This is a genomic window from Escherichia sp. MOD1-EC5950 (genome assembly GCF_002965345.1).
Lineage (GTDB): Bacteria > Pseudomonadota > Gammaproteobacteria > Enterobacterales > Enterobacteriaceae > Escherichia > Escherichia marmotae.
In genome coordinates, this window is the sequence record NZ_PTSR01000005.1 from 39,549 (window position 1) to 51,622 (window position 12,074).

Annotated in this window: 13 protein-coding genes; 5 read left to right on the plus strand and 8 right to left on the minus strand. The window is 49.2% G+C overall.

Annotation, left to right across the window (positions count from 1 at the left end; all coding sequences use genetic code 11):
* Positions 1-190: 190 nt before the first annotated feature.
* The 5 genes from glnQ to rhtA all read right to left on the minus strand — a co-directional run bounded on the left by glnQ (position 191) and on the right by rhtA (position 4,517).
* Positions 191-913 carry a glutamine ABC transporter ATP-binding protein GlnQ gene (gene glnQ / locus BEA93_RS08225; protein ID WP_000569100.1) on the minus strand — a complete coding sequence of 241 codons (723 nt, stop codon included), beginning with the start codon at positions 911-913 and terminating at the stop codon, positions 191-193.
* Positions 910-1,569: a glutamine ABC transporter permease GlnP gene (glnP, locus tag BEA93_RS08230; protein ID WP_001159054.1), complete on the minus strand. Its 660-nt coding sequence runs from the start codon at positions 1,567-1,569 to the stop codon at positions 910-912. The genes glnQ and glnP overlap by 4 nt, the downstream gene beginning before the upstream one ends.
* A gap of 108 nt (positions 1,570-1,677) precedes the next feature.
* The gene (gene glnH / locus BEA93_RS08235) at positions 1,678-2,424 is read right to left on the minus strand and encodes a glutamine ABC transporter substrate-binding protein GlnH (RefSeq protein ID WP_001516049.1); all 747 of its coding nucleotides are present in this window, start codon (positions 2,422-2,424) and stop codon (positions 1,678-1,680) included.
* Between the two features lie 402 nt (positions 2,425-2,826).
* Positions 2,827-3,330: a DNA starvation/stationary phase protection protein Dps gene (dps, locus tag BEA93_RS08245; protein ID WP_000100800.1), complete on the minus strand. Its 504-nt coding sequence runs from the start codon at positions 3,328-3,330 to the stop codon at positions 2,827-2,829.
* Between the two features lie 299 nt (positions 3,331-3,629).
* Positions 3,630-4,517: a threonine/homoserine exporter RhtA gene (gene rhtA, locus BEA93_RS08250; protein WP_001119539.1), complete on the minus strand. Its 888-nt coding sequence runs from the start codon at positions 4,515-4,517 to the stop codon at positions 3,630-3,632.
* Between the two features lie 233 nt (positions 4,518-4,750).
* Between rhtA and BEA93_RS25025 the strand changes: the two genes are divergently transcribed.
* Both BEA93_RS25025 and ompX read left to right on the plus strand, forming a co-directional pair.
* Positions 4,751-4,816, plus strand: a complete 66-nt coding sequence (locus BEA93_RS25025) for a protein YliM (protein ID WP_120795379.1) — start codon at positions 4,751-4,753, stop codon at positions 4,814-4,816.
* Positions 4,817-4,868: 52 nt separating this feature from the next.
* A complete protein-coding gene (gene ompX, locus BEA93_RS08255) occupies positions 4,869-5,384 on the plus strand; it encodes an outer membrane protein OmpX (RefSeq protein ID WP_001516050.1) in 516 nt (171 codons plus the stop codon).
* A 50-nt stretch (positions 5,385-5,434) separates the two neighbouring features.
* On the opposite strand, the gene opgE is transcribed toward ompX, so the two are convergent.
* Positions 5,435-7,018 (minus strand): phosphoethanolamine transferase, encoded by a 1,584-nt coding sequence (gene opgE / locus BEA93_RS08260; RefSeq protein ID WP_001054649.1) that lies wholly within the window; start codon positions 7,016-7,018, stop codon positions 5,435-5,437.
* A 267-nt stretch (positions 7,019-7,285) separates the two neighbouring features.
* Positions 7,286-7,414, minus strand: coding sequence for a manganase accumulation protein MntS (gene mntS, locus BEA93_RS08265; protein ID WP_001001759.1), 129 nt, complete (start codon positions 7,412-7,414; stop codon positions 7,286-7,288).
* Positions 7,415-7,599: 185 nt separating this feature from the next.
* On the opposite strand from mntS, the gene mntR reads away from it, so the two are divergent.
* The gene (gene mntR / locus BEA93_RS08270; protein ID WP_000091026.1) at positions 7,600-8,067 is read left to right on the plus strand and encodes a manganese-binding transcriptional regulator MntR; all 468 of its coding nucleotides are present in this window, start codon (positions 7,600-7,602) and stop codon (positions 8,065-8,067) included.
* On the plus strand, positions 8,064-9,182 hold the full coding sequence (locus BEA93_RS08275) for an anion transporter (protein WP_105224617.1): 1,119 nt from the start codon (positions 8,064-8,066) through the stop codon (positions 9,180-9,182). The genes mntR and BEA93_RS08275 overlap by 4 nt, the downstream gene beginning before the upstream one ends.
* 57 nt (positions 9,183-9,239) lie before the next feature.
* On the opposite strand, the gene ldtB is transcribed toward BEA93_RS08275, so the two are convergent.
* The gene (ldtB, locus tag BEA93_RS08280) at positions 9,240-10,160 is read right to left on the minus strand and encodes a L,D-transpeptidase (RefSeq protein WP_001056379.1); all 921 of its coding nucleotides are present in this window, start codon (positions 10,158-10,160) and stop codon (positions 9,240-9,242) included.
* A gap of 218 nt (positions 10,161-10,378) precedes the next feature.
* Between ldtB and BEA93_RS08285 the strand changes: the two genes are divergently transcribed.
* Positions 10,379-11,971, plus strand: coding sequence for an ABC-F family ATPase (locus BEA93_RS08285; RefSeq protein ID WP_000961451.1), 1,593 nt, complete (start codon positions 10,379-10,381; stop codon positions 11,969-11,971).
* Positions 11,972-12,074: the final 103 nt, after the last annotated feature.

The following is a 12,074-nucleotide window of genomic DNA, read 5'->3' on the forward strand; positions in this document are numbered from 1 at the left end:
TAAATGAGAGGAATCTGGTGTTCCTCCCTTTCGGGTGAAAGGGAGGAAGGGATATTAAGCAGGTTGCTGATAACGTGCGGGCTTTTTTGCCGAATGCGGCGTGAACGCTCCTACAAATTTATGCAATTTCAATAAGTTGCTATATATTCTGTAGGACTGATAAGCGTAGCACATCAGGCAATGGGTCTTATTAAGAGACGTGCTGTAAAAATTCCTGCAAACGCTGGCTTGGCGGATTCTTGATCAACACCTGTGGATTGCCATCTTCCGCAATCCGGCCTTTGTCGATAAAGATAAGACGTGAAGCCACTTTTTCGGCAAAACCGATTTCGTGGGTTACGATCACCATCGTCATACCTTCCTCTGCCAGATCCTGCATGACCTTCAGCACTTCATGGCGCAGTTCCGGATCAAGAGCCGATGTCGGTTCATCGAACAACATCATTTTCGGCTTCACCGCCAGCGCACGGGCAATCGCCACACGCTGTTGCTGACCACCAGAAAGCTCGGAAGGGTAGTGATGCGCGCGTTCCGCGAGGCCAACTTTTGCCAGCAGTTCACGCGCCAGTTTTTCTGCGTCTTCTTTGTTTGCACCACGCACGCGCAGCGGGCCAAACATTACGTTTTCAAGCGCAGTCAGGTGCGGGAAGAGGTAAAACTGCTGGAACACCATGCCTGCTTCCTGGCGAATCAGACGCTCGTCAACTTTCGGATCGTTAACCTTCAGGCCATCGACAATCAGATCGCCGGAGGTGATTTCTTCCAGTTTGTTGATGCAGCGCAGCAGGGTCGATTTACCCGAACCGGATGGTCCGATAATCACCACCACTTCGCCCTGGCTAATGTTCAAATCGATATTGTGCAGCACCTGGGTTGGCCCAAAGTGCTTGGAGACGTTTTTAAATTCAATCACAGGATTTTCATCCTTCTTTCCAGACGACGCAGAACAAAGCTCAGCACCAGGGTAATAATCAGATAGAACACCGCTACGGCGCTCCAGATCTCAAGGGCGCGGAAGTTACCGGCAATAATTTCTTGTCCCTGACGGGTCAGTTCCGCCACGCCGATCACAATAAACAGCGAGGTGTCTTTAATGCTGATGATCCACTGGTTGCCCAGTGGCGGCAGCATACGGCGCAGTGCCAGCGGTAAAATCACGTAGCGAATGGTTTCCCAGCGTGAAAGACCGAGCGCCAGCCCGGCTTCACGAAAACCTTTGTGGATTGACAATACCGCTCCACGGGTAATTTCCGCGATGTACGCGCCGGAGTTGATCATGATGGTGACCACCGCCGCAGTAAACGGATCGATACGTAAGTCGTTAAACGCCATCGGCAGGGCGAAGTAGATAAACATTACCTGGACGACGATAGGTGTCCCGCGGATCACTTCAATAAAGACCAGCGCGACGTGGTTGGCTATCCAACCACCGAAGGTGCGTGCAAAACCAGCCGCCAGGCCGATCACCAGGCCGCCAGCCAGACCGAGGACAGAAATCCACAGAGTCATTTTAGCGCCTTCGATCAGAAGCGGAATGGCCGGCCAGATGGCACTCCAGTCAAACTGCATATGTTGTTCCTGTTACCGTGGTGTAAATACCCTGAGCCAGAAGACTGGCTGGGCGAAACGCAGGCCCGGTATGCAAAAGGCCACCGGGCCATAAATTAAAGGCAATAATTATTTCGGCTCAGTACCGAACCATTTTTTGTAGATTTCGTTGTAAGTTCCGTTCTCGCGCAGGGTTTTCAACGCGCCGTTGACCTTGTCACGCAGTTCGTCGCTACCTTTCGGGAACGCAATACCGTATTGCTGAGCTTCCAGGGAGTCACCTACCGCTTTGAACTGGCCGTTACCGGCGGTTTTGATGAAGTACAGAATGTTTGGTGTATCGTGCAAAACAGCGTCTGCGCGGTTGGTGCCCAGTTCCATATAGGCGTTATCGATATTCGGGAACTGACGTAGATCTTTGGTTTTGATGTTAGTTTTTGCGTAATCAACGGAACCCGTGCCGCTCTTCACTGCAACAACTTTACCGTCGAGATCTTTCACGCTTTTCACATCGTTATTGTTGGCTTTTACCATCACCAACAGGCCGCTTTTGTAGTAGCCGTCAGAGAAATCGATCGCTTTTTTACGCTCGTCGGTAATAGTGATGCCCGCCAGTGCCAGATCGATGTTTTTGGTTTGTAATGCCGGAATAATGCCGCTGAAATCCATCGGTTTCAGTTCGTAATCCAACTTCAGTTCTTTAGCAATTGCCGCCCACAGATCGACATCAAAGCCCACGTATTTGTCGCCCTGTTTAAATTCAAACGGAACGAAAGCGGTATCTGTCGCGACAACTAATTTTTTATCCGCGGCATGAGAAGAAACCGCAAAAGCCAGGGTCAGTGCAGCCAGTGAAACTTTTAATACAGACTTCATAGCATTTCCTTTTTTCTATCCACGGGACGATCCCCTGCGTGACATTCATATATATGAAAAAATCGTGCCAGTTTTGCAACCCGTTGATTTTTCGAGATGCGACGAAATCTTACTGCACGATCTATGGGGCAATGCCCCCAGATTGCACCATTCTGGGGCACCAAAGTGGTGCGCTAAAATTGTGCAGTCAGCACAATGATCATTTAGCGTAAATCCTGATGAAAAAACAATCTTTATGTAACGATTGTGTGATGTTGTGGATACAAAAAATTTACTTATTCAGCCGGGAACGGTAGATGAATGCACTAAAAAAGTGCATTAAGAAGGGCAGCAAAGCAAAACGGCCTCCTGTCAGGAAGCCGTTTCATTGCGTACTAAAGTTTTGAACCATCAGCGATGGATTTATTCGATGTTAGATTCGATAAACCACAGGAATTTATCCAGGTCGCGGGAAGCGGCGGTCAGAATATCCGCAGTGTCATCATCTTTTGCTTCCCCGATTGCTTTACGTACGTCATTGGCGACAATCGCGTAACGGTCTGCCAGTTCTTTCAGGTGATCCTGAACGTTGTGGATGTCCAGCGGGTAGCTTTTCAGCGGTGTTTTGCTATTGATAACTTGAGTGGTGCCAAGGGCAACACCGCCCAGTTGTACCGCACGTTCCGCCATGGTATCCAGGTGATCAATCAGGGCTGTACGGAAGCCATCCAGCATTTCATGTACGGCAATGAAGTTAGCGCCGCGCATATTCCAGTGCGCTTGTTTAGTAATCAAAGAAAGATCAATAAACTGGATAACCTGACGATTTAGCAACTCTACTGTTGCTTTTTTCTCGCTGTCAGAGACATCGTTGCGGGTATAAAGCAGATTGGTCGCTTTTGATTTAACTAATTTAGCGGTACTCATAATTTCATATCCTCTTGATGTTATGTCCCAGCAATTAACGGGATTAAGTATAGCACCGGCTATGTATTTCGCTATTGTGGCTGTTCCTATCGCACTAATAGCGGTAATAAACGTGAAAAATAAAATCTGATATAAATTCAGTAAGTTATATGTAATGATAAGAACGATTCTTATTTATTTGTTCATCAGAAGCTTTCGGAATAAATATGCTTTTGTATAACCGGATATATAAGGCCGTAGCGGGTGAAAAAAAGCGGAATATTCTGCATGGTTATGCATAACCATGCAGAATTGTAAATTTAAGTAATATCTAATTCTTCTATTTTGTTCTCTTTGCGTGCTGTCAGCGTGGAGCCCATTGAAGCGGCAATGATAGCGCCGAGTGCCAGAAGCTGTATCGGCGTCAGCATCTCACCGAGGAAAATCATCCCGGAAATGGCGGCCAGCGCCGGTTCCATGCTCATCAGAGTGCCAAATGTTCGCGTCGGCAAACGGGTGAGGGCAATCATCTCCAGCGAGTAGGGCAGAGCGGTCGAGAGGATTGCGACAGCCAAACCCAATGGAACCACTGCCCAGTGCCAGAGAGCCTCTCCTGCCTGTAACGCGCCAATTGGCACGAAAATTAACGCTGCAATCAGCGAGCCAACTGCCACCGTTGCAGGGCCGTGTTCAGCACCCGCACGTTGCCCACTTAATATGTAGATAGCCCAACAAGCACCGGCACCGAGAGCCAGCGCACAGCCGGTTAAATCGACATGGGAAACATCTTGCCCCAGCGGCAGCAGGAACCACAGACCGAGCACTGCCAGCAAAACCCAAACGAAATCTACCGGACGACGCGAGGAGAACAGCGCCACCGCCAGTGGTCCGGTGAACTCCAGCGCAACCGCAATTCCTAGTGGTACGGTCTGAATAGAAAGATAAAAAAGATAGTTCATTCCACCCAGCGATACACCGTAAAACAACAGTGGCAACCGTTGTTCTTTGGCAAAACGCAGCCGCCACGGCTTAAAGAAAGCGATAAGAATCAGTGTCCCCAGAGCAAGACGCAGTGCAGTAACCCCGGGCGCGCCAACCAGTGGAAAAAGAGATTTTGCTAATGAGGCTCCACCCTGAATAGATGCCATGGCAACGAGCAATATTAATATCGGTAACCACACCGGCATTTTACGTAATGACCCTGGCATCATTTCTCCCATAAGTTTGTATAGTAAGGTAAAGCGTGGAGTGTACTGGATATACCGCAGGCTGGTTGAGCATTTGTTGAAAAATTTTTCCCCGTTTTGACTAAAATGCGCCAGGATTGATTGACTCATTAGTCTGATGATTAGGAATAATCTGGATGAGTGAGAGTGAAAATATGCGTAATACTTACGCAATTCACTGAAAAAATGATTTAAATTTAGATGGATAGCGGCATGTGGAAACGTTCTGTTACATGAAATGGCCCGTTAGACATCACAAATCGCGAAGAGTTTCCCATTAATTTTTGATATATTTAAAGCTTAGGACTTATTTGAATCACATTTGAGGTGGTTATGAAAAAAATTGCATGTCTTTCAGCACTGGCCGCAGTTCTGGCTTTCACCGCAGGTACTTCCGTAGCTGCTACTTCTACCGTTACTGGTGGTTATGCTCAGAGCGACGCTCAGGGCAAAATGAACAAAATGGGCGGTTTCAACCTGAAATACCGCTATGAAGAAGACAACAGCCCGCTGGGTGTGATCGGTTCTTTCACTTACACTGAAAAAAGTCGTACTAACAGTGCAGGCGATTACAACAAAACCCAGTACTACGGCATCACCGCAGGTCCGGCATACCGTATCAATGACTGGGCGAGCATCTATGGTGTAGTCGGTGTTGGTTACGGTAAATTCCAGGATACTAACTACCCGACCTTCAAACACGACACCAGCGACTACGGCTTCTCCTACGGTGCGGGTCTGCAGTTCAACCCAATCGAAAACGTTGCTCTGGACTTCTCTTACGAGCAGAGCCGTATTCGTAACGTTGACGTAGGCACCTGGATTGCCGGTGTTGGTTACCGCTTCTAATCACTTCGGTGATATAAAAAATCCGCCTCTCGGGGCGGATTTTTTTTGTCTCAAGATTTGGGATCGAATATATCGGTTCCGAGATGGTTGTAATCCACCTTCTGTAACTGGAAGTTTGTGATGTATATCGGCCCGGCTTTCTTTTCAGAAATAAACGGGTATTTGATGTTAATTTCCTTCGCTTTTATCCCCGTCCACTGTGAGAAAAAGCCTAAGAAGTCATTGGCTGAACGGCGTGCTTTAATTACCCGATGCGCTTTATCGTCGCTTGAAATGACCATAAAAGGCACCTGGAAATTTTGCTGATATTTATCGTCGTGAGCCAGATACTGGACTTCTTTACCGCGTTCCTTAAAGGCCAGACCGTGGTCAGAAAAGTAAACCATAGAGAAACTGTTACCGCTGTTGCGTAACTGGTCATAAAGTTTGCGCAGTAAGTCGTCCGTTTGCGTCATGGTGTAGAGATAGCATGACGTTTCTTTCGATTGTACGAAGGTTTCGTATTTGCCTTGTGTCCGGTCGCAGGCCTGCGGATGTGAGCCCATCAGATGTAAAACAATCAGTTGCGGTTGCGAGTGTTCTTCCGCCAACACCTGAGCGGTCATTTGCAGCAACGCTTCGTCTTTGGTGTTCTTATCGGCTTCAAAATTCCCTTCTTTCAGGAAGTACACTTCATCCGCACGTTTGGCGATGCTGGCGATGGCGGTATCGTATTCACCAATTTGTCCCTGATTGGAAAACCACCATGTCTGAAAACCCGCGCGGTTGGCAAGGGTGACAAAGTTATCCTGAAACTGTGGCTTGCCATCGACCACGCGGTTAAGCGTTAAGCCGAGCGATTTTTGCGTGGAACCACTGGCGGCAATGTAATCAGCAAAAATCAGGCCGTTAACGCTGCTGGCAAACGGGGTGTTGTTCCAGTGGCCGCCAAAGGCACCAAGCGCGTCGCGCCGCGCACTTTCACCGATCACCACCACATAAGTGTGGTATTTCGGCTTAACTGCCGTAATCGTCCAGGTGTCTTTCATCCCGGAAAGTTTCGCCATCCGTTCTTGCTCTTCAATTACCTCGTTATTGTTAACGATGACATCCTTAGCAAAACGAAATACCGGATAGCCAGTATCTTTCAGTTTAAATACGCCGCCCCAGGCCAGGTTTTGAACCGGAGCGACAAAAAATGTCGCCACGCTGAATACCAGGCACAGGCTGTCGAATTTATTCCAGCGCGCTTTTTCACTCTCTTTTTTTCGCCGGACAGCAATCACGCCGAGCGCAAAAATAAATAAGCCGACCAGATAGCTGTACCACGGAAAAATCGTCAGGATTTCAGTCGACTCTTCCATATTTGTGGAGTGCAATGCCAGCAATGTATTGAAGTTAGGCGCGCCGTAGGCCTGAGCAAAGGGGAAATAACAAGCTGCCACTAACGAACTGACGCCGATCAGGACTTTTTGCACGCGAGGCAATGTCCGCCATAGCAAAAGCAAAATAGCCGTAAACGCGGCGGTGTAGAGCAAACTGAAGGGATAGCCTAAGCCGAGATTAATTAATAGCGACTGTAAAAAGTAGAACGCAGTCCACGGGCTAAATACCCGGCTACGGGTAACAAGCGATTCTTTGAGGGTTAAATTCATATGCCACTATCGTAACAAACGCCATGTGCTCACCCTGGCGTCAAGGGTCAATACCTGCAAGAGTGCGAGAAGAGAGTGGAGTGGTCCGCATCCGCGAGCCGCAATATACGCAGGGCTGCAAGAAGATAGAGCGAGCCGCCGCTCAGGTCAACTACTGACGAAAAAATCTTTTGCGAAGAGGATAGCAAATCCGACAAAAAGTGGGGTTTTTCAAGCCAAACAATGTTTCTGCTAAAAGCTGGAGTGAAGCGGCGTACCGCGACGCCGCTATTTATTGGAGGGTTTATCTTGCTGCGGTTTGTTGTTGACCATATCGCACAACATCGAGAGCAGCATTAACCGCACTTTAAAGGGGGAGTAACTAAACACGCGTATACACCTCTTGAACTCATTCATAAGACCTCCTGACTTGCTAATCCCGTCGATCCATGAGGGATGATTGCATTACATACAGATATAGCACAGGCTATATTATATAGCTATTGCTAAAACGTTAAATTTTTGTGCCTTCACAACTCTGGTTTACAATGTGCGCACGAAATGAGAGCGCTATATATGTGTCACCATAATGAGGAAGCACAATGAGTCGTCGCGCAGGTACGCCAACAGTAAAAAAAGTGACGCAGTTAGTGAACGTGGAAGAGCACGTTGAAGGGTTTCGCCAGGTCAGAGAGGCACATCGTCGCGAGCTTATCGACGATTACGTTGAGCTGATTTCTGATTTGATTAGAGAAGTAGGAGAAGCACGTCAGGTTGATATGGCCGCCCGTCTGGGCGTCTCTCAACCGACGGTGGCTAAAATGCTCAAGCGGCTGGCAACAATGGGGCTAATTGAAATGATCCCCTGGCGAGGCGTGTTTTTGACTGCGGAAGGGGAAAAGCTGGCGCAGGAAAGCCGTGAGCGGCATCAGATTGTCGAAAATTTCTTGCTGGTGTTGGGCGTCAGCCCGGAAATCGCCCGTCGTGACGCGGAAGGTATGGAACACCATGTCAGTGAAGAGACGCTGGACGCCTTTCGTTTGTTTACCCAGAAACACGGTGCCAAATGAGCCTGCCTTTTTTACGCACGCTACAAGGCGATCGTTTTTTTCAGTTATTAATTCTTGTTGGTATCGGATTAAGTTTTTTCGTTCCTTTCGCACCAAAGTCCTGGCCTGGCGCTATCGACTGGCACACCATCATCACCTTAAGTGGCCTGATGCTGCTGACCAAAGGTGTGGAGTTAAGCGGTTATTTTGATGTGCTGGGGCGTAAAATGGTGCGCTATTTTGCCACTGAACGTCGACTGGCAATGTTTATGGTGCTGGCGGCGGCGCTACTTTCTACGTTTCTGACTAACGATGTTGCGCTGTTCATTGTTGTTCCGCTGACCATTACGCTAAAGAGACTGTGTGAGATCCCGGTTAATCGGTTGATTATATTCGAGGCGCTGGCGGTGAATGCCGGATCGCTGCTGACGCCGATAGGCAACCCGCAAAATATTCTTATCTGGGGACGCTCTGGCCTTTCGTTCGCCGGTTTTATTGCACAAATGGCACCGCTGGCTGGCGTGATGATGCTGACACTATTGCTGCTGTGCTGGTGTTGTTTCCCTGGAAGGGCGTTGCAGTATCATACTGGTACGCAAACGCCGGAGTGGAAGCCGCGACTGGTGTGGAGTTGTCTGGGACTGTATATCGTTTTTCTTACGGCGCTTGAGTTGAAACAAGAGCTATGGGGGCTGGTGATTGTAGCAGCGGGATTTGCGCTGCTGGCACGTCGCGTGGTGTTGAGTGTGGACTGGACGCTGCTGCTGGTGTTTATGGCGATGTTTATCGACGTCCATTTGCTGACCCAACTTCCAGCTTTACAGGGCGTGTTGAGTCACGTGAGTCATTTATCCGAACCCGGATTATGGCTAACGGCAATTGGTTTATCGCAGGTGATCAGTAATGTGCCGGGCACAATTTTGCTGCTGAACTATGTGCCGCCGTCGTTGTTACTGGCCTGGGCGGTAAATGTCGGGGGTTTTGGTTTGTTACCGGGATCGCTGGCAAATTTGATTGCACTGCGTATGGCGAACGATCGTCGTATCTGGTGGCGTTTCCATCTCTATTCGATACCAATGCTGTTGTGGGCGGCGCTGGTAGGATACGTTTTGTTAGTTATGCTCCCGGTTGGATAAGCGCTGGAAAATAAAAAAGGCGGATTATCAGTCCGCCTTTTGCTTAAGTTTTGAAGATTAATTCAGACGAACTGGCATCCCGGAACGGTTTTGAATAGCCTGGTCCAGAACCGCCTGATCAACATCTGGCTGACCGGTCACGGTCTGTACGCTCTTCGTCAGGGTAATTGGTACAATTTCCTGACCTTCAAACTGAGCTTCGGTCGTAGACAGCGGGTTATGGACTTCAATATAACGGCTGCCGTCTGGCTCGGTGGTCGCTTTCACTGGTTCATCAATAAACTGTACGCGCGTACCAACAGGCACTTTCTCGAACAGGAATTTGATATCTTCGTTACGCAGACGCACACAACCGTGGCTTACACGCAGGCCGATACCAAAGTTGGCGTTGGTGCCGTGGATAGCGTACAGGCGACCGATGTACAGAGCGTACAGCCCCATTGGGTTATCCGGACCAGCCGGAACAACAGCCGGAAGCGGTTCGCCTGCTGCACGGTATTCCGCATGCATTTTGGCGGTCGGTGTCCAGGTCGGGCCGGCTTTCTTACGTTCTACTTTGGTGGTCCAGTTGATAGGCGTGTCTTTACCTAACTGACCAATCCCGATCGGCAGCACGATAACGGTGTTAGTCCCTTTCGGATAGTAATACAGACGCATCTCTGCGCTGTTAATTACAATACCTTCATGAACCGTGTCTGGCAGGATCAGTTGCTGCGGAATGTTCAAGACGGTGCCGCCTTTCGGCAGGAAGGTATCCACACCAGGGTTCGCTTCCATCATATTGGAAAGCCCCATCTGATACTCGGCCGCAAAATACTCCAGCGGCTGGGTATTGCCTTCTGGAATGGTGATCACCTGATTCTGACCAACCAGGCGACTCCCGTCGGTTGGCAGAGGATAAGTTACCGCTGACGCGGTACTGCAAAAGCCGACAACAGCGAAGGCCGCTGCGAATAACGTTTTCAATTTCATATTCATGTTAAGCGAGATTTCGTGCCTGGCAGGCCATTAGGTTGAGAATATTAGAGTATTGGAAGCGCATTATATGTTCATTCCTGCTAACAGTGAAATCAGATGTGTACGAAATCACATTTTTTGCCTTTGGGAAGAGTGTAGACCTTAAGCGGCGAGCGGGATCTTCTTTCAGACTTATGGCATAATACGCGGTTTGTCATATCTCTTTTCAGGATACGCCTGTGTTAGTTTCCAGTAACGTCACCATGCAGTTCGGCAGTAAGCCGTTGTTTGAAAACATTTCCGTCAAATTTGGCGGCGGCAACCGTTACGGCCTGATTGGCGCGAACGGTAGTGGTAAATCCACCTTTATGAAGATCCTCGGCGGCGACTTAGAGCCGACGCTGGGCAACGTTTCCCTCGATCCCAACGAGCGCATTGGTAAACTGCGCCAGGATCAATTTGCCTTTGAAGAGTTCACCGTGCTGGATACGGTGATCATGGGGCATAAAGAGTTGTGGGAAGTGAAACAGGAGCGCGACCGCATCTATGCTTTGCCGGAAATGAGCGAAGAAGATGGCTACAAAGTTGCCGATCTGGAAGTGAAATACGGCGAAATGGACGGTTATTCTGCGGAAGCACGCGCCGGTGAGCTGCTGCTTGGCGTGGGTATTCCAGTGGAGCAACACTACGGTCCAATGAGCGAAGTGGCTCCAGGCTGGAAACTGCGTGTGTTGCTGGCGCAGGCGCTGTTTGCCGATCCTGATATTCTCCTGCTCGACGAACCAACCAACAACCTGGACATCGATACCATTCGTTGGCTGGAGCAGGTGCTGAACGAGCGTGACAGCACCATGATCATCATTTCGCACGACCGTCACTTCCTCAATATGGTCTGTACGCACATGGCGGATTTGGATTACGGTGAGCTGCGCGTTTATCCGGGTAACTACGATGAGTACATGACGGCGGCGACCCAGGCACGCGAACGCCTGCTGGCTGATAACGCCAAGAAGAAAGCGCAGATTGCCGAGTTGCAGTCCTTTGTAAGCCGCTTTAGCGCCAACGCATCGAAATCTCGTCAGGCGACTTCACGTGCGCGTCAGATTGATAAAATCAAACTGGAAGAGGTGAAAGCCTCCAGCCGTCAGAACCCGTTCATTCGTTTTGAGCAGGATAAGAAGCTGTTCCGTAATGCGCTGGAAGTAGAAGGCCTGACTAAAGGGTTTGATAACGGTCCGCTGTTTAAAAATATCAACCTGCTGCTGGAAGTGGGTGAAAAGCTGGCAGTACTCGGCACCAATGGCGTCGGTAAATCGACCCTGCTGAAAACGCTGGTAGGGGATCTGGAACCGGACAATGGTACTGTAAAATGGTCAGAAAATGCGCGTATTGGTTACTACGCACAGGATCATGAATATGAGTTCGATAATGATCTGACCGTGTTTGAATGGATGAGCCAGTGGAAACAGGAAGGCGATGACGAGCAGGCGGTACGCAGCATTCTCGGTCGTTTGTTGTTCAGCCAGGACGACATCAAAAAGCCTGCTAAAGTACTTTCCGGTGGTGAAAAAGGCCGTATGTTGTTTGGTAAGTTAATGATGCAGAAACCGAATATTCTGATCATGGACGAACCGACCAACCACCTGGATATGGAATCCATCGAGTCGCTGAACATGGCACTGGAACTGTATCAGGGCACGCTGATCTTTGTTTCTCACGACCGTGAGTTCGTAAGCTCCCTGGCGACCCGTATTCTGGAAATCACTCCGGAACGCGTGATCGACTTTAGCGGCAACTACGAAGATTATCTGCGTAGCAGAGGGATCGAGTAAGTTATTGCCCGTCACCCCGATACAGTCGGGGTGACGGCGGCTGAGGACAAACGCAAGATTGCCTGATGCGCTACGCTTATAAGGCCTACGCAGTCCCTGCAAT